Source organism: Lysinibacillus sp. AR18-8 (assembly GCF_001705465.1).
Taxonomy (GTDB): Bacteria; Bacillota; Bacilli; order Bacillales_A; family Planococcaceae; genus Lysinibacillus; species Lysinibacillus capsici.
The window spans coordinates 40,099-64,536 of the sequence record NZ_MDGU01000017.1 but is presented as its reverse complement, the minus strand read 5'-3'; the positions used below and the strand labels follow the sequence as shown (position 1 = coordinate 64,536).

26 protein-coding genes are annotated in these 24,438 nt (G+C 37.4%); 18 read left to right on the top strand and 8 right to left on the bottom strand.

What is annotated here, in order from left to right; all coding sequences use genetic code 11:
• Positions 1–87 precede the first annotated feature (87 nt).
• The 7 genes from nikA to BFM98_RS14770 all read left to right on the top strand — a co-directional run bounded on the left by nikA (position 88) and on the right by BFM98_RS14770 (position 7,040).
• Positions 88–1,683, top strand: a complete 1,596-nt coding sequence (gene nikA / locus BFM98_RS14800; protein ID WP_254660043.1) for a nickel ABC transporter substrate-binding protein — start codon at positions 88–90, stop codon at positions 1,681–1,683.
• A 5-nt stretch (positions 1,684–1,688) separates the two neighbouring features.
• Positions 1,689–2,630: an ABC transporter permease gene (locus BFM98_RS14795; protein ID WP_066037781.1), complete on the top strand. Its 942-nt coding sequence runs from the start codon at positions 1,689–1,691 to the stop codon at positions 2,628–2,630.
• Complete coding sequence (locus BFM98_RS14790; RefSeq protein WP_066037780.1) at positions 2,630–3,433, top strand: ABC transporter permease; 804 nt, start codon at positions 2,630–2,632, stop codon at positions 3,431–3,433. The genes BFM98_RS14795 and BFM98_RS14790 overlap by 1 nt, the downstream gene beginning before the upstream one ends.
• Before the next feature lie 17 nt (positions 3,434–3,450).
• Positions 3,451–4,323, top strand: coding sequence for an ABC transporter ATP-binding protein (locus tag BFM98_RS14785; protein WP_066037779.1), 873 nt, complete (start codon positions 3,451–3,453; stop codon positions 4,321–4,323).
• On the top strand, positions 4,317–5,129 hold the full coding sequence (locus BFM98_RS14780; protein ID WP_066037778.1) for an ABC transporter ATP-binding protein: 813 nt from the start codon (positions 4,317–4,319) through the stop codon (positions 5,127–5,129). Before BFM98_RS14785 ends, BFM98_RS14780 begins: the two co-directional genes overlap by 7 nt.
• Positions 5,126–6,322 carry a staphylopine family metallophore export MFS transporter CntE gene (cntE, locus tag BFM98_RS14775; protein WP_066037777.1) on the top strand — a complete coding sequence of 399 codons (1,197 nt, stop codon included), beginning with the start codon at positions 5,126–5,128 and terminating at the stop codon, positions 6,320–6,322. The genes BFM98_RS14780 and cntE overlap by 4 nt, the downstream gene beginning before the upstream one ends.
• A gap of 82 nt (positions 6,323–6,404) precedes the next feature.
• A complete protein-coding gene (locus tag BFM98_RS14770) occupies positions 6,405–7,040 on the top strand; it encodes a 50S ribosomal protein L25/general stress protein Ctc (protein WP_048392414.1) in 636 nt (211 codons plus the stop codon).
• Between the two features lie 48 nt (positions 7,041–7,088).
• On the opposite strand, the gene BFM98_RS14765 is transcribed toward BFM98_RS14770, so the two are convergent.
• From BFM98_RS14765 to BFM98_RS14755, 3 genes are all read right to left on the bottom strand, one after another.
• Positions 7,089–7,694: a DUF2812 domain-containing protein gene (locus BFM98_RS14765; protein ID WP_066037776.1), complete on the bottom strand. Its 606-nt coding sequence runs from the start codon at positions 7,692–7,694 to the stop codon at positions 7,089–7,091.
• Positions 7,681–7,968 carry a PadR family transcriptional regulator gene (locus BFM98_RS14760; RefSeq protein ID WP_054550495.1) on the bottom strand — a complete coding sequence of 96 codons (288 nt, stop codon included), beginning with the start codon at positions 7,966–7,968 and terminating at the stop codon, positions 7,681–7,683. The genes BFM98_RS14765 and BFM98_RS14760 overlap by 14 nt, the downstream gene beginning before the upstream one ends.
• Before the next feature lie 143 nt (positions 7,969–8,111).
• Positions 8,112–8,738, bottom strand: a complete 627-nt coding sequence (locus BFM98_RS14755; RefSeq protein ID WP_004230690.1) for a YczE/YyaS/YitT family protein — start codon at positions 8,736–8,738, stop codon at positions 8,112–8,114.
• A gap of 163 nt (positions 8,739–8,901) precedes the next feature.
• Here BFM98_RS14755 and BFM98_RS14750 point away from each other — a divergent pair, with 163 nt between their 5' ends.
• From BFM98_RS14750 to BFM98_RS14740, 3 genes are all read left to right on the top strand, one after another.
• On the top strand, positions 8,902–9,324 hold the full coding sequence (locus BFM98_RS14750) for a pyridoxamine 5'-phosphate oxidase family protein (protein WP_048392416.1): 423 nt from the start codon (positions 8,902–8,904) through the stop codon (positions 9,322–9,324).
• A 95-nt stretch (positions 9,325–9,419) separates the two neighbouring features.
• On the top strand, positions 9,420–11,165 hold the full coding sequence (gene ade / locus BFM98_RS14745) for an adenine deaminase (RefSeq protein ID WP_066037775.1): 1,746 nt from the start codon (positions 9,420–9,422) through the stop codon (positions 11,163–11,165).
• Between the two features lie 250 nt (positions 11,166–11,415).
• Positions 11,416–11,952, top strand: a complete 537-nt coding sequence (locus BFM98_RS14740; protein WP_004230683.1) for a DUF6143 family protein — start codon at positions 11,416–11,418, stop codon at positions 11,950–11,952.
• Positions 11,953–12,067: 115 nt separating this feature from the next.
• On the opposite strand, the gene BFM98_RS24515 is transcribed toward BFM98_RS14740, so the two are convergent.
• The 3 genes from BFM98_RS24515 to BFM98_RS14725 form a co-directional block, all read right to left on the bottom strand.
• Positions 12,068–12,871 carry a methyl-accepting chemotaxis protein gene (locus BFM98_RS24515; protein ID WP_004230681.1) on the bottom strand — a complete coding sequence of 268 codons (804 nt, stop codon included), beginning with the start codon at positions 12,869–12,871 and terminating at the stop codon, positions 12,068–12,070.
• Between the two features lie 57 nt (positions 12,872–12,928).
• The gene (locus BFM98_RS14730) at positions 12,929–14,500 is read right to left on the bottom strand and encodes a phytoene desaturase family protein (RefSeq protein WP_054550456.1); all 1,572 of its coding nucleotides are present in this window, start codon (positions 14,498–14,500) and stop codon (positions 12,929–12,931) included.
• A gap of 395 nt (positions 14,501–14,895) precedes the next feature.
• Complete coding sequence (locus BFM98_RS14725; RefSeq protein ID WP_066037774.1) at positions 14,896–15,795, bottom strand: MerR family transcriptional regulator; 900 nt, start codon at positions 15,793–15,795, stop codon at positions 14,896–14,898.
• A gap of 310 nt (positions 15,796–16,105) precedes the next feature.
• On the opposite strand from BFM98_RS14725, the gene BFM98_RS14720 reads away from it, so the two are divergent.
• The 4 genes from BFM98_RS14720 (at position 16,106) to BFM98_RS14705 (ending at position 19,576) form a co-directional block, all read left to right on the top strand.
• Positions 16,106–16,816, top strand: a complete 711-nt coding sequence (locus tag BFM98_RS14720; RefSeq protein WP_066037773.1) for a TspO/MBR family protein — start codon at positions 16,106–16,108, stop codon at positions 16,814–16,816.
• Positions 16,817–17,101: 285 nt separating this feature from the next.
• On the top strand, positions 17,102–17,692 hold the full coding sequence (locus tag BFM98_RS14715) for a hypothetical protein (protein ID WP_066037772.1): 591 nt from the start codon (positions 17,102–17,104) through the stop codon (positions 17,690–17,692).
• A 204-nt stretch (positions 17,693–17,896) separates the two neighbouring features.
• Positions 17,897–18,445 carry a flavodoxin family protein gene (locus BFM98_RS14710; protein WP_066037771.1) on the top strand — a complete coding sequence of 183 codons (549 nt, stop codon included), beginning with the start codon at positions 17,897–17,899 and terminating at the stop codon, positions 18,443–18,445.
• Between the two features lie 231 nt (positions 18,446–18,676).
• Positions 18,677–19,576, top strand: coding sequence for a LysR family transcriptional regulator (locus tag BFM98_RS14705; RefSeq protein ID WP_066037770.1), 900 nt, complete (start codon positions 18,677–18,679; stop codon positions 19,574–19,576).
• A 22-nt stretch (positions 19,577–19,598) separates the two neighbouring features.
• Here the strand turns inward: BFM98_RS14705 and BFM98_RS14700 are convergent, their stop codons facing one another.
• Both BFM98_RS14700 and BFM98_RS14695 read right to left on the bottom strand, forming a co-directional pair.
• Positions 19,599–20,627, bottom strand: a complete 1,029-nt coding sequence (locus tag BFM98_RS14700; RefSeq protein ID WP_066037769.1) for an S-layer homology domain-containing protein — start codon at positions 20,625–20,627, stop codon at positions 19,599–19,601.
• Between the two features lie 125 nt (positions 20,628–20,752).
• On the bottom strand, positions 20,753–21,490 hold the full coding sequence (locus tag BFM98_RS14695; protein WP_016991666.1) for an SDR family NAD(P)-dependent oxidoreductase: 738 nt from the start codon (positions 21,488–21,490) through the stop codon (positions 20,753–20,755).
• A 160-nt stretch (positions 21,491–21,650) separates the two neighbouring features.
• Here BFM98_RS14695 and BFM98_RS14690 point away from each other — a divergent pair, with 160 nt between their 5' ends.
• The 4 genes from BFM98_RS14690 to BFM98_RS14680 all read left to right on the top strand — a co-directional run bounded on the left by BFM98_RS14690 (position 21,651) and on the right by BFM98_RS14680 (position 24,432).
• On the top strand, positions 21,651–22,259 hold the full coding sequence (locus BFM98_RS14690) for a TetR/AcrR family transcriptional regulator (protein ID WP_066037768.1): 609 nt from the start codon (positions 21,651–21,653) through the stop codon (positions 22,257–22,259).
• 206 nt (positions 22,260–22,465) lie between these two features.
• Positions 22,466–22,627, top strand: a complete 162-nt coding sequence (locus tag BFM98_RS24015) for a hypothetical protein (protein ID WP_004230657.1) — start codon at positions 22,466–22,468, stop codon at positions 22,625–22,627.
• Between the two features lie 152 nt (positions 22,628–22,779).
• A complete protein-coding gene (locus BFM98_RS14685) occupies positions 22,780–23,694 on the top strand; it encodes a metal ABC transporter solute-binding protein, Zn/Mn family (protein WP_066037767.1) in 915 nt (304 codons plus the stop codon).
• Positions 23,695–23,703: 9 nt separating this feature from the next.
• Complete coding sequence (locus tag BFM98_RS14680; protein ID WP_048392425.1) at positions 23,704–24,432, top strand: metal ABC transporter ATP-binding protein; 729 nt, start codon at positions 23,704–23,706, stop codon at positions 24,430–24,432.
• Positions 24,433–24,438 lie beyond the last annotated feature (6 nt).

Sequence of the window (24,438 nt, the reverse complement as noted above, 5' to 3'; positions counted from 1 at the left end):
AAGTCATGAATCATTTAAAATTCGATTTTGAATGATAATAGTAATCATTACTATTTAAATGAAGGGGAAAGTATATTGAAAAAAATAATGAGTTTACTAGTTCTATTGATTGTGAGTGGAAGTATGCTTGTGGCCTGCGGAAATTCAGATGACAAGACAAAAAAAGACAAGGCAAAAGGTGAAAATGAACATGTTTTAACCATTTCTTGGCCAAAGGATATTGGAGAAGTAAATCCACACCTGTATGCACCAAATGAAATGTTTGCTCAGGCAATGTTATACGATCCGCTTGTACGCTATGGAAATGATGGGCAAATAGAGCCAGGATTAGCAACAGCATGGGAAATGTCTCAAGACGGTAAGAGCTACATATTTACATTACGAGACAATGTCTTGTATTCAGACGGCTCTCAGCTTACGGCAGACAATGTTAAACGTAATATCGAAACTGTAGTGGAGAATATTGCACCGCATAGTTGGCTAGAAGTGGTGGCAGTCATTGATCGGGTAGAAGTCTTAGATAAGCTGAAATTACAGATTCATTTAAAAGAGCCTTACTATCCATTTTTACAGGAGTTAACGTTGATTCGTCCATTACGTATGTTAGGGGATAGTGGCTTCCCAGCAAGTGGGACAACCAAAAATGGCATTGAAAAAGCGGTTGGAACAGGTCCTTGGATTTTAACTGATTACAAGCAAGACAATTTTGCTGAGTTTTCACGTAATGAGCATTATTGGGGAGAGAAGCCTAAGCTAGAAAAAGTCATCGTCAAAATTATTCCTGATTCACAAGCACGTATGATGGCACTTGAAAAAGGAGATATTGATTTAATTTTCGGAAGTGGTCAATTAGCACCTGAGGAACTCCGAGCTTTGGAGAAAAATCCCCAATATCAAACGCTAATTTCTGAACCTTCCTCTACTAGAATACTATCTTTCAATTCAGACTATGGCGTGACGCAAGATAAAGATGTCAGACTTGCTTTGCAGTATGCTTTTGATCGACAAACAATTATTGAACATGTATTAAATGGCATTGAACAAGAGGCCAAGTCTTTATTTGCTCCAGGATTTCCGTATAGTGATATTCCATTTGAGTCTTACAGCTATGATTTAGAAAAAGCCCAGCAACTATTGGATAAAGCAGGCTGGATCTTTGAAGAAGGGGCTCCGTTTCGATCCAAAGACGGTCAAGCACTGACCATCACAATTCCATATAACAGTAATGACCAAGTGCATAAATCTATATTTGAATATTTACAGGGCGCATGGCGTGAATTAGGCGTAGATGTCAAATTGATTGGAGAAGAAGATCAACTTTTCCGAACGCGAAGTAAAACAGGTGAGTTCAATGTCATTATGAATGATACGTGGGGGGCACCTTATGATCCCCATATGTATTTACGAATGATGACGGGGGAAAAGCAAATTGGCCATTATGCGTTAAAAGGCACAGCACATTCAGAACAATTAGCAGCAAATATTGCGAAAGTGATTCGCTCAACTGATGAATCAGAGAGACAGAGCCTGTATGAAGCCATTTTACAAACCATTCATGAAGAGGCGATTTTCATGCCATTATCTTATCGGACAAATTATTTGGTGGCCAATCAACGTCTAGCCAATTTATCGTTTTCTATGCAGCAATTTGAAGTGCCGCTGAATCAATATGAGGTGAAGTAGTCAAAATGGTGCCATTTTTTGTTAAACGGATAGCAAGTATGTTACTGGCGTTGTTTGGTATTACCATCATCGCCTTTGGATTAATTCGCTTTATTCCTGTTGATCCTGTTGAAGCTTATTTTACAATCAATCAAATTCCTGCTACTGAAGAGGCCATGACAAGTATGCGTGAAGAAATGGGGCTAGATCAACCTTTGTGGATGCAATATATTGCTTGGCTCAGCCATGCATTGCAATTAGATTTTGGAACATCCTTTGTATCGAAAAAGGCCGTGGCAACAGAACTATTTCAACGCTTTGAGACAACATTACTTTTAGCGGTAACAGCATTGGTCATAATTATTGTCATTAGCTTTTCTATTGGCATTTGGTCTGCAAGAAAAAACGGTGGATGGCTCGATTGGTTTACACGTACAGCTATCTTTACAATTGCCTCTATGCCAAGTTTTTGGCTGGCCTTTCTCTTCATTTATACAGTGGCCTTGAAATGGGGCGTCTTACCACTCATGGGTTGGGGAAGTTTTGCTCATGTCATTTTACCATCGATAACACTGGCTTTAGGATTTATCCCTTATTACATTAGGCTCATCCGCTCAAGCATGAGAGAAGAAATGAAGAAACCGCATGTTCTATTTGCCCGTGCAAGAGGTGTAAAAGAAACGGTTATTTTGCGTACACATATTTTCAAAAGCATTTTACCACAACTTATCACATCCCTTGCCATGACCTGTGGAGGCCTATTAGGGGGTGCAGCGATTATTGAGAATGTTTTTGCCATTTCTGGCGTGGGACACTTTATTGTGGAGGCCATGTTAGCAAGGGACTACGCTGTACTACAAGCTTTTATCGTCATCATTGGGGGATTGTATATCACTATCAATTTTATAGCAGATATACTATGTGCGGTTGTTGATCCACGTGTCAGGCTGAAAGGAGGCGCTCTATAGTGAAAAAAAATTTGCCACTCATCATCAGTAGCTTGCTCGTACTCATACTGGTGGTAATGGCTCTATTTGCTCCTTGGTTAGCGCCTCATGATCCTTATACAACAGATATAGCCAATAAATTACAGGGATTTTCTATGCATTACCCCTTAGGTACAGATCACCTGGGGCGCTGTGTGCTCTCTCGTTTATTATTTGGTACGCGCACCTCTCTGCTGCTAGCCTCTGGCGTACTATTCATTACCTTAATCATTAGCATCATCGTAGGGTGTCTGGCAGGGTACATCGGTGGGCTGGTTGATCTAGTATTAATGCGTATTTGTGATGTTCTTCTCTCCATTCCTGATTTTATTTTTGCCCTTGTCATTGTAGGTGCGTTAGGTGGTGGCGTTAAAAATATGTTTGTGGCAATTTGTTTTGTGTCGTGGGTAGGTTTTGCGCGTATCATTCGCAATATGGTGCGTTCTTTAAAAGAAAGCACTTATGTACAATATGCACGGCTGACAGGTGTACCGAAACGAAAAATTATAAGGAGGCATATATTGCCGTTTGTCTTTCCACAAATATTTTTGTTAAAACTAATCGGGCTTGGCTCCACAATACTTTTAATTTCGGAGCTGTCGTTTTTAGGGCTAGGTGTTACGGCACCGATGGCAGAATGGGGCATGATGATTAATGATAGTAAAACCTATTTAATGAGTGAACCAACGCTTATGTTTATACCAGGTATCATGATCTCATTAACCGTTCTTATTTTTAATTGGTTTGGGGATGCCCTTCGTACGGCTATGGACGCCAAAGTATAAGAAGAAGAGGTGACAATATGTTAGAGATAAGGGATTTGTCAATTACGCTTCAAACAGCACGGGGACCTAAAAAAGTTGTGCAGCATGTTGATTTCCAGATTCCAACTGGTACAACGCTTGGTATTGTCGGGGAAAGCGGTAGCGGTAAAACGATGCTATGTTATGCCATCTTGCAACTGTTTCGGGAGTCCCGAAACTATGAGGGAGACATTTTATTGGAAGGGCGTTCCTTAATGGAAATGGATGAACAGCAGTTGCGAGGCCTTCGGGGCAATGACGTGGCATGTATATTGCAGAATCCTATGGCTATGTTTAATCCTATTATAACAATAGGAGACCATATGATTGAAACAGTACAGGCACACCGATCGCTCAGTAAAAAACAAGCATTGCACATAGCAACTGAGCAACTTGCTTTTTTTCAATTGACCGATTCAAGACTGTTAAAAAAATATCCTCACGAGTTAAGCGGAGGCATGCTTCAACGTGTCATGATTGCCATGGCTATGAGTCTTCGTCCAAAGCTTTTGCTTGCAGATGAGCCAACAACAGCCCTTGATACGATGACACAGTTCAAGGTTTTAGAAGAATTGTCTCATTGTCAGCAACAATATCAGACAACGATGCTGATTGTGTCACATGATCTTGGCGTCATTGCCCGAATGGCAGATCAAATTGTTGTTATGCGAAGAGGGAAAATCATGGAATATGGTCCAGCCGAACGGCTATTACAAAACCCTGTTCATTCCTATACCAAAGCATTAGTCGCAGCGAAAAGGAAGGATGATCAACTTGAAAAACTTGTGGATAGCTGGTCAGGTGATACAAACGGAATTCTATATGAACTAGACACGAACTATTGGGTAAGACAGGAGGAAAACCGATGTTAGAAATCCAACAAGTATCTAAAACCTATCGAAAAAAGAGATTGTTTGGGGAACATGAAACAATAGAAGCTGTGAAAAATATGTCATTCACCTTGAAGCAAGGGGGTTGCTTAGCCATTGTCGGAGAGAGCGGTAGTGGCAAAACCACACTAGGAAAGCTGATAATAGGTATGGAAAAGCCAGATAGCGGTACCATTCACTTCGATCATATTAATCTAGCAACGACATCTAAAGAAGAGAAGAAGCTATTACAAAAAAATATTCAAATCGTTTTTCAAGATTGCCATAGTGCTGTGAATCCGAAAATGAAGATTCAAGACATCATTGCAGAGCCAATGAATTGTCATTTACAGTTGACAAAACAACAGCAGCTAGAAAAAATAAAGGAGCTTTTAGTACAGGTGGGACTATCTGAGAGAGATGCTCAAAAATACCCTCATCAATTAAGTGGTGGTCAGTTACAGCGAGTGACCATCGCAAGGGCGATAGCAACAGACCCTAAGCTCATTATCTTGGATGAATCCATTAATAGTTTAGATATATTGGTACAAATCAGTATCCTAAAACTTCTGAAACAATTGCAACAGGAGAGAGGCTTCAGTTATTTATTTATTACTCACGATTTACACGCAGTTAGTTTGTTTGCAGATGAAGTAGCTGTTGTAGACCAGGGTGAAGTGGTGGAATTTCTTCATGATGTGTCTCAAATTCCATGTATGATCCATCCGATAAGCCAACGCTTATTAGCCTCTAGATTACCTATAAATCGTCAAGAAATTTCTTCGTTGCAAGGGGAGCAAGTGTCATGAAATTTCAGCCTTTATCCCTTCGCATGATGCAATTATATGGGCTTGCGGTTATTTTTTTTACCGCCAATGCCGTGTTGACAGTTATTTTTCCATTAGAAGCAGCGGATGGGGGGTACTTGGAGGGTGAAATTGGAGTCATGATGGCCATGTATATGCTTGTTTGTATGCTATTAAGACCTTTTGCTGGCCAAATGGTCGCCAAGCATAGTCCTTATACGATTATGCAATGGCTGTTAGTAGGCCATGCACTTGCACTGCTTATCTATGTCATATTTGGTATTGATAGTGTTTTTTTAGTACGAGTCCTACAGGGTATCATCACCGCTTTCTTTTCTATGGCGATGCAGCTAGGTATTACAGTTGTCTTACACGACCATGATCGGGGGCAAGGCATGTCGATGTATTCCTTATCCAGTGTTGTACCTGGTTTATATGGACCTGCAGTAGCGCTACTCTTGTGGACGCAATTGGATAGACAGGATTTATTAATCTTTGTGGTTATGTTGGCTCTTCTGCCACTACTGTTTTTTATTGGCTCCCCTTTACCAAAAGCAAAGGAAGACACAGAAGTTGTGACAACAAGAGAGCTGATAGCCGCCATGAAGGGGGTAAAACAACACAAGGGGCTAGTCATATCAGCAATCGTTATGGTTCTTGGTGCTGCTATTTTTGGCGCCATCACCACCTTTTTACCATTGTTTATGCTGACCGAGGGAGTGGGGAATCCAGCTATTTATTTAACGTTACAGGCATTGGTCGTGGTGGGTAGTCGCTTTGTATTGCGACGCTCAATTCCTTCAGATGGACAATGGCATCCGAAATTTATTGCATGTGTGCTTTTCAGCTCCATATTGGGCACAACGTTGCTTGCTGTTTTACCTGAAATAGGATCTTTTGTCTATATTTCCGCTGTTTTCAATGGCCTTGCCTCAGCGATGCTATATCCGACAATTACTACATATATGTCGTTTGTTGTACCACAAGAATCAAGAAATGTTTTGCTAGGTTTATTTTTAGCTACCTATGATTTAGGCTTTGGGTTGGGTGGGTTTTTGATGGGCTTTATTGTGCAATTTACATCCTATATGGTCATGTTTATGGTTTGTACGGTTTTAGCGATTATCGCACTCTGTGTTGTATTGCGTAACGGTAATCCTGAGAGGCAAATTATCACTACCATACTGACAAAATAATCGCGTGCTTGCTATGTATAAAATACAATAGAAAAGGCAAAACCTTTTATGAGACTAGTTTCCATGAAAGGGGAAATATTCGATGAATATGGTTTTAACTGCCAGTAAACGTCAAAAGGGACAACAATCTTCTTTAACACAGCTTCGACAAAATGGGGGCATTCCAGGTGTGGTTTACGGCTTTCAAATGGAATCAACGGCAATTATGTTAGATGCGAGAGCCTTTGCAAAAATGTTAGCTACACACGGTACGAAAAGTGTTTTCCAATTAGATGTTGAAGGAAAACGCATTAATGCAGTTTTAACAGAGGTACAACGTTGTGCATTAAAAGGGAATGTTAAGCATGTGGATTTTAAATCCATCAATATGTCAGAGGAGCTAGAAGTGGATATTCCAGTGACTGTAATTGGGGATGCAGTTGGAGTTGCTGATGGCGGATTCCTGCTCCAGCCTAATCGTGAAGTGCGTATTAAAGTGAAGCCAACTGACATTCCAGAAACCATTGAAATAGATGTTACAAATGTTGCAATTGGGACTTCTCTATACGTCGGAGATATTCGTCAACAGTTCTCGTTTGAAATTTTACAAGAGGATGACTACACACTTGTGACGATTACACCACCGGCTGCTGAAAACGTACAGGAAGATGATACAGTGGACGATACACCAGAAGTGATGGAAGCAACAGGACAAAATACTGCTGAACCAGAAGCATAAAGGAAAGAGGAGCCTCCTTACACTACGTAAGGGGCTCCTTATTATTTGCTATAAAAATTGCTGTATGGATTTACGATAACGATAATAGAGTGTGATGTAAATACTACAAGTTGCTAAAAATAGCCATGGTGGAAGAAAGCGCATGATGGCAAAGGGTGTTTCAAATAAAAAAGCAAAAAGGAAAGCAGAACCTTCTTTATCCCATAAACCTGGGGTATAATATGCGCTTTTTATACTGAAAAAGGGAGCGACGTTATCGGTGCCATTAAAAATCATTAAGAAGATAAGGGAGAGTATTGCCCAATTGCTTGCATGTTTCATTAAACGTTTATATTTCGCAATGTGGGAATCATTATCTGAAAATAATTCATCATTACCATCTTTACTTTTTGTCCAATAAAAAGTGCCATCATATGATTTTTCTTTTACTATACGCCAGCCAAAATCCTCATGTAATTGCTTATAGGTAGCTTTCTTTTCTTTCCGAAGCTCCTGCTGACAATCAATCCGAATAACTTGTTCAAGATCTTCAGTAGGCTGAAATGTATAAATACCTGCTGAGTTTATGTGAGAGCATAGCCAACCCTTGGCTAACATTTCGTTTAACCAACGCTCTTCCTTTTCGATATCAAAAAAGATTTTAAACTTTATCATGTTCGCCAGCTCCCTCGTATAAAGATAAAATGCGCTGCAATCTTTGTTGCTCTGCCGCTAATATTTCTAGACCCTCTTCTGTGGTTTGATAAACCTTGCGTCTTGTATCCTGGGTCTCAACAGGCGCGATCCAATGATATTTTAATAAATTTTCAATGGCTCCATACATAGTGCCGGCAGCAATCCTTACACTACCTGCGCTCATTTCCTCGATTTTTTGCATCATGGCATAGCCATGTAGCGGTTCACGTAAGGCAAGTAGAATATAATGCATGGTTTCGGATAAAGGTAATAATTTATGTTTTTTCACATCTTCACCTCAAATATACAGTTGGACTATATAGTTTGATTATATATAGTTGAACTGTATATTTCAACTGTAAAAAAGACAATGCAAAAATGCATTGTCTTTAAAGTTTAGACAACAGCGCTTTTCACGCCTGTCCATCGCATAAATAATTTTTCGTTATAGGATAAGGCAAATTGTACGATTGGTCCAAGCCCAAATGCCATAAATACCGTACCGATGCCTATAGGACCGCCAAGTAGGAAGCCAATGATTGCAACTGTTACTTCCATTGTTGTACGAGAGCGAGTCACACTCCAGCCAAGCTTATGAACCATCATCAGCATGAGTGTATCACGCGGTCCAATACCTAAATTTGCTACCATATACATTCCACAGCCCCAGCCTAGTAACACTAACCCTGTAAGGTAAGAAATAAGTTGCATCCAAAAACCATCAATATCAGGTAACCAATAGTTGAAAATATCAATAAAAATGCCTGCCAAAAACATATCGATAAACGTTCCAGGTAAAGGGAACTTTTTCGTAATCAGCATATCAAACGCTAAAATAGCAAGTCCCAAAATAATGGACCATGAACCGATTGATAGGCCTACTGTTTTTGTTAAGCCAATATGTAGTACATCCCATGAGCCCACTCCAAAGAGTTGGCCTTTAATTGTTAATGTGATACCAAAAGAAAGTACGATAATGCCTGTTATGAAAAACAAACAGCGCGTAAAAAAAGCTTGTTTCATTTTTAACCCTCATTCATTCGAAAATTCCTGTTGTCCATCCAGTTATTATAACAATAGATTTTCAATATGCCCGAAGATTGTCATTTCACATTTTTCAAAAAAAGACCGTTTAGCTTTCTTGGGAGAGGGCAAAATAGATATATAGATGAAAGGATGGGATATTATGACTTCTGTACGTGATGAAATTCTAGAAGTGTTAAATCGAGAAAAGATTGGCACAATGGCGACTGTAGAAAATGGCAAACCTTACTCACGATACATGACATTCCAGCATGAAGATTTTGTATTGTATACAGTGACGAATAAGCATTCAGAAAAAATGGAAGAGTTGCGCAAAAACCCATATACCCATATTTTATATGGCTACGAAAATGGTGGCTTTGGTGATACGTATGTGGAAATAGAAGGCAAACTTACTGAAGTACATGAAGAAGGGATAAAAAATAAACTAGCCGAATTTTTTACAAGTATCTTTATTGGCAATCAGGATGAAATGGTGACATTAAAGATTGAGCCTATTCGTATGCGCTTGATGAATAAAAAAGGGCAACCACCTAAAGAGCTAGAATTTTCGAACGACCATTGATCAATGGTCGTTTTTTACTGAGGTAGCGATAAATAGTTGCAATGGCTAGCATCTTTTTGGCATGATAGTTCTTAAAAGAAAAAGGAGTATAAGTTATGTCGATAAAATTACAGCAGCTAACACAAAATGTATTATCATCTCAAGGAAAATTAGAGGCAGATTTTATACTGAGAAATGCGCAAATTGCGGATGTTTTTTCGTTAACATGGCAAAAAGCAGATATCGTCGTGAAGAATGGGATGATTGTGGCTCTAGATCGCACTAATAAGTTTCACGCTAAACAGGAAGAGGATGCGGCAGGAGGCTATGTCATTCCTGGTTTAATTGATGGTCATATACATATTGAGTCTTCTATGTTGACACCAGGGGAATTTAGTCGCGTTTTACTTCCTCATGGGATTACAACGGTAATGACAGATCCTCATGAGATCGCCAATGTCGCAGGAGCAGAAGGCATTCAATTTATGCTCGATGATGCACAAAAGGCAGATATGGATATTTTTGTGATGCTGCCATCAAGTGTGCCAGGTACACAGTTTGAAAATGCAGGCGCTACACTAACAGCTAAGGATTTGGCACCATTTCTACAACATGAACAGGTTCGTGGATTAGCTGAGGTGATGGATTTCCCAGCGGTATTAAATGGGCAAGAGGACATGCTTCAGAAAATTTTATTATCGCAGGAAGCAAATTTAGTCATTGATGGGCATTGTGCAGGCTTACAAAGCGAACAAATTACAGGCTATCGAGCTGCGGGTATTCACACAGATCATGAATGTGTAACGGCTGAGGAAGCCATTGACCGTGTAGAGCAGGGGATGTATGTGCTAATCCGAGAGGGCTCAGCCGCGAAAAACTTACGTGACTTATTGCCAGCTGTCCAGTCGCATAATGCTCGTCGCTTTGGATTTTGTACAGATGATAAATATGTGGATGAGTTAATCGACGAAGGCAGCATCAATTATGATATCGCCATGGCAATAGCTGAAGGGATGCAACCATTGCAAGCAATCCAGTTAGCAACCGTTAACACCGCAGAATGCTATCGTTTATTAGATCGAGGTGTACTTGCACCAGGCTATAAGGCAGATTTTGTGTTAATAGAGAATTTGTCAACAATGCAGGCAAAGGCCGTATGGAAAAATGGGCAGAAAGTGGCTGAAAATGGTAAAATGCTGACAAATCATCAAGAGCCAGTTGTGCCTGCTCATATCCATCAATCTGTCCATTTACCAACCATTACAAAGGATAGGCTACAACTAGCATTCACAAAGGGTACAAAGGCAAATGTAATGGAGATTGTGCCGAATCAGCTAATTACCAATCATGTAATAATGGATGTACCTGTAAAGGATGGTGTTTTCGTCCCTTCTGTAGAACAAGATCTACTGAAACTAGCCGTCATCGAACGTCATCATCAGCTACACACGACAGGTTTAGGAATTGTTAAAGGCTTTGGCTTACAAAAAGGAGCAGTAGCCACAACAGTAGCTCATGATTCCCATAATGCCCTTGTTCTAGGAACAAATGATGAGGATATGGTCCTGGCGCTTACACGCATTCAGGAAATCCAAGGGGGCTTTGTGATCGTTGCGGATGGCCAAATTCTAGCGGAGATGCCATTAACCATTGGTGGCTTGATGACAGATGTACCAGCTCAACAGGCAAAGGAGCAGCTAGCAGGCTTGCACAGGGCATTAAAGACGCTTAATCCAACATTAGATTTCCATTTTCTACTAACGTTTTCTTTTGTGGCATTACCAGTTATTCCTACTTTAAAGCTAACAGATACAGGATTATTTGATGTGACAACCTTCCAGCATATCACGGTAGAAGCATAGATAAAAAAACGACCTACTAGCTTTCATTAAGCTTTTAGGTCGTTTTCTTATATTGCTTATTTAGTGCTAGCTCTCATTCACCATCATTTACGAACTATAAACATGCTTACAAGTCATTGTAATATGGAATTAGTCGTAAAATTAAGGATTGCGTGTTGATTAATTCAACCTCTTATTTGTAAGATATTTTCGTCTAAACATCCCTACTAAAAATACATACATTAATATATAAAAGGGGGTGAGATTGACAATGAAAAATAATGATCGATTTATGAAAATAGTTAGTATTCCTACTCCTTTATATGAATCATTATTAGGTCAATATTTTGTTGGGCAAACCGAATTAATTACCTTAAAAAAAGGAAGAAATGCGTGGGGAAGCTTAAGTAATCCTAAATATTCTAATGTGGATTTGTTTGTAAATGCGTTTACCATTACTAATTATTCTAAACAACCTATTCTGGCTGAAATTTGGTTTAATGCAATACCTCCTGGGGATTCAATGATTTCTAAAAATGTAACGCCTACTAATACAGCCATTTATCCACCACCAAATCCAGACGTTAAAATTGAATTTGCTGAACTTGTTGAAGGGCACCCCTATAAAGGAGTAAATGCGTTTAAACGAATTGTTCCACCACAAAGTACTTTAGTAAGCGATGAAGATGGAAAATTTATTTTTCCATCTGGTGAATCATTTGTAATTTTTTTAGTTACACAGGACAATGAATGTATAGAGGCTGAGATAGCATTTGGGTGGTTTGAAAAAATGAAAAAATACCATTAAATAATAAGGATATTGTTAGTAGAATATAATTTATAGTGATATTAATTAGTTAGAAAAAAGAAGCTAAAGCTCTCAAATATCTATTGAGAACTTTAGCTGCTGTATTATTGACTAGTTAAAGCATTTTTTCGAATCTATCAATGGCTTTATTAAATTCATTGTGAGTTTCTGTTACAACTTTCTTCAAATCATGTGTAATATTATCGACCTTTTCCGTATCACTTTCTATAGTCATTACATTATATTCGATATTTCGAAGTGCATTATCAACATTCAGTGCTAATTTTCGTACCTCTTCTGCTACGACTTTAAATCCGCGACCTTTTTCACCAACACGTGCAGCCTCTATTGCGGCATTCAGTGCTAGGACATTTGTTTGTTTAGCGATAGTATGAATCACTTTTACAGTATCTCTAATTGCGTCAACTTCTTTGGCAAGTGATGCTACGGCTTTTATGTTTTCTTCTGAATTGGATACAACAATTTCTACTAACTCCTGAGGCATACTTTTTAGTTTAGCAATAATCTCTAAAGTATTGAATTCTCGATTTGTAATATCTGTTGAAATTTTTAATATGGAACTTACCTTATTATTGTCATTGAAAATGGGGAGGTAAGTTGCTTCAAGCCATATAGAATCGTTCATTTTACTTATTCTTTCAATTTTTCCTTCATATTTTTCTCCATTTAATAAACCTTGCCATAGGAGATGATAGTCTGGGCTTTGTATAAAATCCGGTTTACAAAACTTTTCATGACCCATCCCAATAACTTCATCCACCTGATATCCTAGAACCTCTGCAAATTTTTTATTAGCCCAAATCACTTTTCTATTCAAGTTAAACTCTACAAGGGCTAAATTTTTTTTCATTGAATCTACAATTGCATTTTCATTCATATGTTTTGTCTGAATATTCATATTTTCAAATCCTTATATTAGGTAGCTAAGCTAAATTTAATTCATACTTAATGATTATTAGATATGCAACATTACTTTTTCACTAGGTTTGTTATTGAGTTCCGTATTAAAGAGATCTATTTTAGGTAAAGGTTTCACTGCTAATTGTGCTAGACCATGCTTTTGTAGAATTCCATTAGAAGTAATACGTGCAGACTCCAAGATAATCGGTAAACCACTTCCTGGATGTGTACCACCTCCAACTAACCAGCTATTTTTTAATTCTTCAAATTTATTGTGAGGGCGGAATGTCAGCATCTGTGTAAGCTGATGACCTAGGTTAAAAGTTGCTCCTTTATATACACCTAAATTCTCTTCCCAATTTTTCGGTGAAATTATGTGTTCTTCTTCAATGTATTGCTCTAGATTTTCAATGCCAAGTTTGTCCTCAATTAACCCAATTAGCATGTTACGATAATCTTGTTCACAGGTATCCCACTCAATATGACTGAAATTATTAGGTACTGGTGCTAATACATATAGCGTAGATTTCCCTTGTGGGGCAACTGTCGGATCTGTTACAACTGCATTTTGAATGTAGATAGATGGATCATCCGACAACAATTTATGGTTAGTAATTTCTTCAACATTTTTTCGGTAATTTTTTGCAAACCAGATCGTATGATGGGGCAAATCAAATTTTTTATTGACACCTAGATAAAGCATAAAAGTAGAGCAAGAGTATTTTTTCTTCTCTAACTTTTCTTTAGTGTATTTTTTTAGAACACCAGGCTCGACTAAGTGAGTCATCGCATGACCAAAATCACTATTTATTATTACTTCATTAGATGCTATTTTTTCGCCATTATCTAAAATGACACCCTTTACCTTTCGATCATCCAACCAGAGCTTTGAAACGCCACAGTTCGTGTAGATCTCTCCACCATTTTCTCGTACAACCTTTGCCATTGCCTGTGTTAACTTATTAATGCCACCTGTAATGTGGTAAACACCATAAGCATGCTCAATAAAAGATAGAATGGAAAATGCACCAGGACTTTCCCACGGAGACATGCCTAAGTATTTTGCTTGGAAAGTAAAGGCAAGTTGTAATTCCTCTTGCTTGTAAAATCGTGAAAGCGTATCGATTAAAGATCTACCGATTTCAAGCTCACCCAATGCCTTTAAAACTTTTGGGTGTAGTAAATCTGTATAACGGTTCATGCTTGCTTGCAATACAGGTACTAACGCTTCTAATTTGTGATTAGTTTCCTTCATATATTTTTCAAAAGAGCCCTCATTGCCTGGAAATAGTTCATTTATTTGACGAATCATTTCCTCACGATCACGAGTCATTTTAATGCGCTTATCGTGAAAAATTAATTCATACATTGGATCTAGGTTTACTAGATCTATATAATTATGTATATTTTTACCGGCAAGCTCGAATATTTCTTCAATAATATAAAACATATTTAAAAATGTGGGGCCCATATCAAATTTATATTCTCCTAGCTTTATTTCACTTGTTCTACCACCAATATAGGGTTGTTTCTCGTAAACTTTGACATTAAATCCTTTAGCGCTAAGCAGCATTGCCGACGCTAAACCACCTGGACCAGCTCCTATAACAATAATCTCCTTTTTCATTGTGAAAAACCTCCGTATCTGCTATTTAGTCTTATAACACTACCTGTATTGAGTCATGATTTATAAATAGATAAAAATATTTATTTGTTGTACAAAAGTTATACAGTAATTATACAATTAGTGTACAAAAATGTGCAAACTATATATTCTTGAAATTTAAAAAATTATTTTATGGCTATTGCGTGCAAAAAAAAATCATAGACAAAAGCATGTGTAACCAATGCTTTCATCCATGATATTCTCGTTGAACTTCTCAATAAAATAGATTGTAAGAACAATGCCTTATTTAAACAGGGATAGCAGTATTAATAAACTTTTTAACTTTTGTTTATAGTACTAGTTCTAACCAAAAACGTTAAACTCCTACTAAAAATAAAGTTATTTAGAGTGAGAGTTTATAAGTTATTTATAACTTCATCAATAGTACTGGCAATAGCAATTGAATGTAAGGAATGTGTTTTTAAATACTCTTCAGAGCCAGCACCCCCCATATAAAATCGAATAGCAGGATGTTTTGCAGCGAAGTCATCTAATTGCTGAATGCTAGTAGGGTATAACTCAAATGGCCTTGTAGTCATAGCAGATAATAGAACCACCTTTGGTTTAAAATGTATGATTAAAGATTCAATTGCCCCAACAGCTGGAGAACTGCCAACAAGGAATGATCGCCAACCAGCCATCATTGCTTGCAACAATAAAATATGAAGTTGAACTTCATGATGCTCCCCTGGTAAGCATGCTCCCATTATAAGTGGTGCATCCTCTTTAGAGTGGTAATTCCTTCTTAATTGTACTAAATAATCTCTAACAATCATTGTAGTAACAGATTCTTGATACTCGGTCCATACCTGTTTTTCCCATAATCTTCCTACCTCTTGTAAGAAAGGAATAATCACATGAGATAGAAATTTTGCTAATCCTAATGAATGATTTGCTTGTTGCAGGAGTCGATTAAGTTCTACTTCATTGCAAAGTCTTCCTTCTTCCAATAAAAGATTACAGAAATGATCTACATTGTCGCTTTTGGTCAACACTGTGGGGGTAACTGCCTCTAAAACATTTTGATTGCTAAGTACAATTGTCACTGCTTGTTTTATAGAATAGCCTTGGTTGGAAAGGCTAAGTACTTTTAAATATAGCTGCACATCTTTTTCACTATAAACACGGTGTCCATTTTCTAATCTTTTGGGATGAACAAGTTCGTAACGCTCTTCCCATTTACGTATCACTTGTTTGGATAGCCCTGTGATTTCAGATACCTGCGTAATATTATATTGCCAATCTGTAGGTGTCATTCTTTCCCTGCCTTTCTAATAGCTATTAACATTCATAATTGTGAGTATTTGTGTGCCGTATCGCTCTATTCGAAACCTTACAACTTTTCATATTATAATATACAAATTTAAAAGTTGTACAACAATTGTATAACTATAATGGTTGAATATTGAATAATAGGGGAATAAGGTTGTAAAATAATTTAATGGAAATTATAGGTTTTTTGTAGGCGTGCTATACGATTTATATAATAGCAATCAATAATTACTTATAAGTTGGAATGGGTAAAGAATATATTGAAATAGATGATGTTTATAAGGGGGAAAGAACATGAAATGGATTGCACTCATAAGTTATTTCGCCATGGTTTTTATTAATGGACTAGCTAGCACGGTGGGGATTAATGGGAAAAAGACGGGTGAAATTTCTAATCAGGTAGATGTATTGTTTATTCCAGCAGGCTATGTTTTTATTATTTGGGGCTTGATTTATTTTTTATTATTCATTTGGCTTATACAACAATTTCGATCTTCAACTAATAATCGGATAAATAGCAATCTGGGTCTATTTGTAATCACTGCATTTTTAAATATCGCATGGTTGTTGAGCTGGCATTATGAATTGTTTATAACGTCCATTGTCATTATGGTCGGCTTATTGGTTCATATAATTTTTCTGTATGTAAGTTACTCGAAAGAGGATAATCGTTTTTCAGGGAGACTTCCATTTTCCATATATTTAGGGTGGATTAGTGTGGCGTTGATGGCTAATATTAGCTTTGTGCTTAAATATTATGAGTGGGATGGGTTTGGGCTCTCAGAAGAAATATGGGCTCAGTTATTACTTATTCTTGCAACTGTGCTTGCTGCTTTTATTCGTGTTTATAAGCAAGATGTATTTTTTCCATTAGTAATTATCTGGGCTTTTATAGGAATTGCTATCAAAAATGGTGAAGATGCAGGAAGTATTTTCTATATGCCATTTATATATAGTTTGTTCCTGGTAATTTTGATTGTCATCGGAAGGCCTAAAAGATTCTAGTTAATGTATCTATTATTGATAGAAAGCGTGCTTTGAAATCGCATAGAAACCCAAACTAATGAAGTGTTATGAGCTTCTGTATAGTTTGGGTTTTTCTTGTTGTAAATAGATGACCTTTCTTCCAATTCTCCTTATCTAACGATGAAGGTATTTAAAATTTTACTTGTACATATGTATTCACTTTTTTTGGAAATGAAATTATGTAGAAATAATGAAAAAATATAAAGATAAAGGGAATAAGCTCTTATTGTCGAATCTTCTTATGATGAAAGGAGTAATCAAGTTTTGCTTGTCACAAATTATTTTTATGATCTACCAGAAGAGATTAAAGAATCTATCTATTTATATGAATATAATCTTATATTGAGTAAAGAAGTTGAAATCATTCAATTACATCGAAAACGATCAATTGTTTATGAAATGAAAAACAAAGGAATTATATTGAAAAAATTCTTATCTGAAGGAAAAGGGGATAACGATATTTACGCATTGTTGGAGCTAAACAATAGTCCTTATTTTCCTAAAATTTATGCATATAAAAAAAGAGAGTTTTTATTTGTAGAAAAAGTGTATGGTAAGACTTTATCGCAGGTTTTAAAAGAAGGCATAACTAACAACGAATTAAAAGAAATCGTTTTGAAAATGATTGAAGCAAAAAAAGATATGTTGAATGTAGACAGATACGATTTTGATTTTAAATTTGAACATATATACTGGGATACTGAAAATAGCACTTTGAAATGGATTGATTTGGGTGCGTGTGTAAAAAACCCAATAGGATATTCTGAAGAAGAAAAAAAGAAACGAATTGAATATTGTATTAACCAAGTCAAACAACAGTTTGCTAAATATGGGTATAGTTTGTTTGATAATTAAAAAGGGTTACAACTAACTATTGATTTCATTTTTTATCCTAGTTTAACTGAACATACTGTTAAAAGTAACCATGCTAATGCTCTTGTAATCGAATTTTTCGATTTATTTTATCAAAATAATCATCTTTATCGATTTTTGGAATCATAATAAGATATAGATATATGGGGACAATAGTTAAAACTTTAAGGAAGTAGGGATACTTAAATGTCAATAGCAGTTATTTACGGTGGAAATCGTCCTGATGGGAATGTAGATACATTAACAAAATTAGTTACTCAAGGCCTAATGGTGGAAGAAATTTATTTAAAGGATTTTTTAATTCAGCCGATCATTGATAAGCGTCATGCTGAGGAGGGGTTTTCTGATGTCAACGATGATTATAACTCCATCATTGACCGCATACTTCCGCATGATATTCTTATTTTTTCTACTCCTATTTATTGGTATAGCATGACAGGAACAATGAAGAATTTTATTGATCGATGGTCGCAAACTTTAAGGGACCCAGATTATCCTGACTTTAAGGCACTGATGTCTTCTAAAAAAGCATATGTCATTGCAGTTGGTGGAGATGAGCCATATATAAAAGGGTTACCAATGATTCAGCAATTTCAATATATATTTGACTTTATTGGGACAACGTTTGAAGGTTATATTGTAGGACAGGGAAACAAACCAGGCGATATTGTTCAAGATTTAAAAGCGTTATCAGCAGCTGATCTTCTAAAAAAAGAATTAGCAGGGAAGGAGTAATTGATAGCAGGATAAAAAGACTTATTTGGAAACTATTATGACCCAAATAAGTTTTTTTATTTGAATTTTAATGTCAACAGGCTTGGCTTCAACGTTTCACTATTGCTATGTTCGCTAGCTTTTGTCCCTTTCACTTAGCTACTAACTAGTGTAAACTGAAATTTACTATCGATAAAGATGAATGTTTCGATAAAATGTATCGGTAAAATTGAATTAAAGGGGTTTGAGTGAATGGATATGAAGCAACTTCAGACGTTTTTAACGGCAGCTGAAACATTAAGCTTTACACAGACAGCACAGCTTCTTGACTACGCTCAATCGAGTATTACAGCTCAGATAAAAACATTAGAACAAGAGTTAGGTGTTCCTCTTTTTGAGCGGCTTGGCAAGCGCATTATTCTCACAGAAGAGGGCAAGCGTCTACAGCATTATGCAAAAAAAATGCTTGAGCTAGACCGTGAAATGAAAAAAGCTATATCCAACGAGCAGGAGCAAGTCCTATTGAAGGTAGGGGCACAGGAAAGTCAGTGTGTCTATCGACTACCAAGTATTTTACAGCAATTTCAACAAGCACACCAGCAAGTGAAAATCATTTTCAAGCCTGTGCATACAACAGCTATTGCAAAGGATTTATTACAAGCTGGTAAACTTGATATTGCATTGATAACGGACACTTATCAGGAAACAGCCATGCTCAAGCGAGAGCGATTGATTCAGGAACAGCTTGTTTTTGTGAGTGCCCCCAAAGAAATTAGTCAGCCTCTATCGGCTCAACAAATTTCAACTGAAACGATGCTGTTAACAGAAACAGGGTGCTCCTATCGTAATCATTTAGAGGCACAGCTACAGCAAGAGGGTGTCAAGCCCTTACAAATGATTGAATTCGCCAGTATTGAAGCGATCAAGCAATGTGTGATGGCAGGGTTAGGTATTACATTTTTACCTAAAATGGTTGTAGAGAAGGAGCTGGAAAGTGGGCAATTAATGGAAGTACCGTCCACAGTTGATTTAGCGCCGATTTATACAGATATTGCATGGCATAAAGATAAGCATATGCATCCATGTCTCGAAGATTTTATTGCCATCGCCAAACATAGCTATGAAGCTTTTAAGGATGAAAAAAGAGCCTGAATGAATCAGACTCTGTTACAAATTATTGCTGCTTGAGGGTACCCGAAAAATTGGTGCCTTCATTACGTTCAGCACGACAATCAATCTCGGACACCTTTAGGGCATTATTGGATAAACGTTCAAACTCGACAACACAACGATTGCCATTCGAGGATGTATTCATGAGGGCTTTCGTATTGCTTGTAATTGTGGCTGTGCCATTTACACTACCTGAAGCGGAGCCATCATTCGCCGTTAAAGCAATAGAAAAGCTCTTGTTTGTGGCATTGGAGATAATAGCATCACGGCGGTTAAACTCATTTGTACCCTTACCCCATTTATAGTAATAAGTATACACACCTTCCCATGCGCTTTTACTAGGAGTAGCCTGCTGTAATGATTTGTCGAGCTGATTTTGAGCATTTTTTGCCCTATTATTTAAAGATACGTTGTTGGCATTCTCATGAATTGCTTGTGCATCCGCTGAAATTTCATAATAATTTCGTTCGTCCATACGATAGAGCATCGTGACAACTTGCGCACGGGTCATGTTGCTTGTCACGCCATAAAACTTTTGTAAATTACGCTCTTCATACTGTGGATTTAGCCCGGAAGAAATATAGGTATCAAGTAAAAATTGAATAGATTGATCTAAGCCCTTCTTACCGCTAGCTAAATGAGCAATAGCCTGTGCCACTACACCACGCTTCACAGTAGCCGCTCGGATTCGGTTGTCGAAATAGCCATTTAAAGGCACCCCATAGCTTGCGAGCTGGTTATAGAATTCATCCGACCAGTTTGCCGAAGGAGTTTGCTTTTTTAATTCGTCGATGGGCGTTTCGAGCTCATAAAAATTGGCTAATAATTTTGCTAATTGCTGTTCAGTAATGGTAGCATTCGGTTTAAATGTACCGTCTGTAAAGCCATTAACAATATCATATTCTTCTGCCCATAAAATAGCTTCATATGCATAATGATCCTTTGATACGTCCCGAAAGCCAGCAGCTTGTACATTGCCTGCACTAGCTATAATCAGAATAGAAAATAATAATGTACCTATTAATTTTTTCATTTGTTGTCTTCATCCTTTCTTGCTCGCTTTAGTAATAGTTTGCAGGAAATGGATAAAAACTGCAAATTTTTCTAGTGAAAAAATAATCGCTGCCCTTAGTCGGATAGCGATTATTTTAAACGTCGTTATTGGGCTGTGTAGCCACCATCTACTGTTAATGTGTTCCCTGTCATAAACGTTGAATCGTCACATGCCATAAATAAAACAGCTTTCGCCATTTCCTCTGGTTGTCCTAGTCGTTGCATAGGTGTGATCTGACGTAATGGCTCCTTACTTTCTTCTGGGATAATTGGTGTATCAATAAAGCCTGGACATAGGGCATTGACACGAATCCCTCGCGTAGCAAATTCCAATGCTAATGAACGTGTTAAATTAATCACGCCGCCTTTTGCTGCATTATAAGCAGCTGATCCTGGCGAGCCAACCCAACCATACATCGAAGCTGTATTAACGATTGTACCACCATTCGCTTTTAGCATTTCTTTGATGGCAGCCTGCGCCATTAAAAATACACCATCTAAGTCTACATTTACAGTTTGACGCCATTCCGCATAAGGAAGCTCCTCAGTTGGTGTAACACGACCAATTCCTGCATTATTAAAAAGGACATCGACTTTGCCAAATGCCTCAATAGTTGTTTGATAAATAGCTGCTACTTCCTGTTCATCCGTTACGTTTGCTTTGATAAACATGGCTTCTGCGCCTGTTGCCTGTAGTTCAGCTGCAAATGCTTGGCCTTTTTCCTCGTTTAGGTCCACAAGCACCACTTTTGCTCCCTCTGCTACAAATAATTGGGCGGTTGCAGCACCGATACCAGAAGCACCACCTGTAATAATTGCGACTTTATCTTGTAATTTCCCCATACATGACACTCCCTTAAACAATCTTTTTTCTTGCACACTGTGTAAATCACGGTGTACTTTTATTGTAAAACGCCTGAAAACGGAAACAATCATTAATGTCGTAGCAAATATCTAACTAGTAGACATATTTACCTGAAATGTCTAAAAGGGGGAAGTAAAATTGCCAAAATGGACACAAAGACAAGAAAGAACCCGCCGTCATTTTTATGAAGCGTTTGTCGATTTAATGAAACAACATGGTTTTCAAGCCATTACAGTGAAGGATATTGTAGAACGAGCGGGCTATAACCGTAGTACCTTTTATGTGCATTTTCAAGATAAATTTGAACTAGCAGAGAATTTATTAGAACAAATGCTGAATGGTCTGGAAGTGGCAGTAGGTGAACCCTATCTATATGGAGAAAAGGTATATACGACAAAATTGAAAGCACCATCCTTTAATATTATTCATTACATTTATAAGCACCGTCTGTTTTTCGAGCTGCTGAATGTGGAAGATACGATTCCTGGGTTGCACACCCGTATGCCCTTAACGATTACAAAAATTTATCAAGAGCAATTTAAATTTGAGACTATTAATCAGCAGCCTGTCAACATGAACATGTTCAAGCATTATACTTCCTACGGCTTTTATGGATTGATGATGCAATGGATTGCAAGCGGCTATGAAAAATCAGAAGAAGCTTTAATCAAGGACATTATTGAATTAACGAAAACACATATTTATGCATTTGAATTTATAGGAAAGCCGCTGGAAAAAGAAGAATGAAAGTATATTAACATAAATCTATGTATTTTTATAAAAAAATCTCTAATGTCTGCATTAGGGATTTTTTTGTTTGGGCTAAACTAATTTTTGCATAAGAAAAAAATTTTTTTAAAGAAATTTTCATAAAGTAGTTGAATTTTCTTTGTATTAAGCATATATTTTTCCTAAGGGAAACAAAATATCTTCAAAGAAAGAAGAGTGCGTGAATGAAAGATTTAGGTGATTTCAAGCTGACGATTCTTCCAATGGCCATTTTAATTATTTTAGCAATCGTATGGAAACTGACCGATTCAGTAGGCGCAGGTATGATGTTAATACTTTTCTGGATGAGCTGGCGCCAGCTTATCAGGAAAATGAATATAAATTAAAGTATTGTATGGAAAAAGTTGGAATATTTGCATTGAATACGACTAGGGCGGGCATGACAAACAATTTACGGCTTGTCCGCCGATTGGTTACTTCGTAGTTTAGGCACTTTTTTCAAACAATTGCTTAAAAAAGAGAAAGTTGAGGTAGGAAAATGAAACAATGGTTAGGTGTGGTGGTATTATCACTCTCATTTCTATTATTTGGCTGTTCAGCAGAAACAGAGGGTGAAAAAGAAGGCATTGTGGTTGCAACCACTGGACAAATTGCAGATGCGATTAAAGAAATCAGTGGCGATCATTTACAGGTATCAGCATTGATGGGTCCAGGCGTAGATCCCCATCTCTACAAAGCGACTCAAAGTGATTTATCGAAATTGGATAAAGCAGAAGTCATTTTTTATAATGGCTTACATTTAGAAGGACAAATGCTCGATATATTTGAACAAATGGCGAAGGATAAAACGGTCTTGGCAGTGGGCGAGACATTAGATGAAAAGCAACTGCTTGCCAGTGATACGGATGCCATGCTCCATGATCCACATATTTGGTTTGATATTGAGCTTTGGAAAGGTGTTGTCAAGGCAATCAGTACGCAGCTTCAGGAAGAATACCCTGAATTTAAAGCAGATTTTCAAACAAATGAAGCAGCTTACTTGAAAAAGCTGGATGATTTACAAAGCTACGCAGAAAAGCGTGTGAATGAAATACCACAGCAACAAAGAATATTAGTAACGGCTCATGATGCATTCAATTACTTTGGCAGAAGTCAGGGATTTGAAGTACGTGGCTTACAAGGACTGAGTACGGATTCAGAGTATGGTGTGAAAGATGTCCAGGAGATGGTTGATTTCTTAGTAGAAAATAAGATTAAGGCTCTTTTTATAGAATCCAGTGTGTCCGATAAGGCAATGAAAGCTGTTATTGAAGGGGCTAAGGAGAAAGGTCACGACATTGTCATCGGCGGGGAATTATTCTCCGATGCTATGGGAGCTGAAGGAACAACAGAAGATACGTATATAGGTATGTATCAACATAACATCGACACGATCGTCGATGCATTAAAGTAGGTGAAGAATATGTATGCATTAACAGTGGAAAATCTATCAGTGGCGTATGATAAAAAAACAGTATTAGAAAATGCCTGTGTAACAGTGCCTACAGGTCATCTAGCTGCCATTATTGGCCCAAATGGTGCAGGAAAATCCACATTTTTAAAGGCCATTTTAAATCAGCTTCCCAATAAAGTAGGAAAGGTAGAAATTTTAGGGAAGGTGTTTGAGCCAAAGAGTTTAGTCGTAGGCTATGTGCCTCAGCGTAATGCGGTGGATTGGGATTTCCCAACAAATGCGTTGGATGTGGTGCTCATGGGGCGTTATGGCCATACAGGTTTATTTAAAAGACCGTCTAAGCAGGATAAAATTGTTGCTCGACAAGCTTTAGCAAGTGTTGGCATGCAGGATTTTGCAGAGCGTTCCATCGGGCAGCTTTCAGGAGGCCAGCAACAGCGTGTATTCCTGGCTAGAGCCCTTGCACAAAATGCAGATATATATTTTTTAGATGAACCATTTGCAGGAGTAGATGCTGCTACAGAAAAAACGATTATAGATATTTTAAAGGATTTAAAAGCACAGGGAAAAAGTATTTTTGTTGTGCATCACGATCTTCAAACCGTCAAAGAATACTTTGACTATACGATTCTATTAAACAAAACGATTTTAGCATCAGGCGCAACAGAAGATGTTTTTACACCAGAGCAATTACAAAAAACATATGGTGGTAAACTTTTCATGATGCAGCATGTGTAAGGAGGG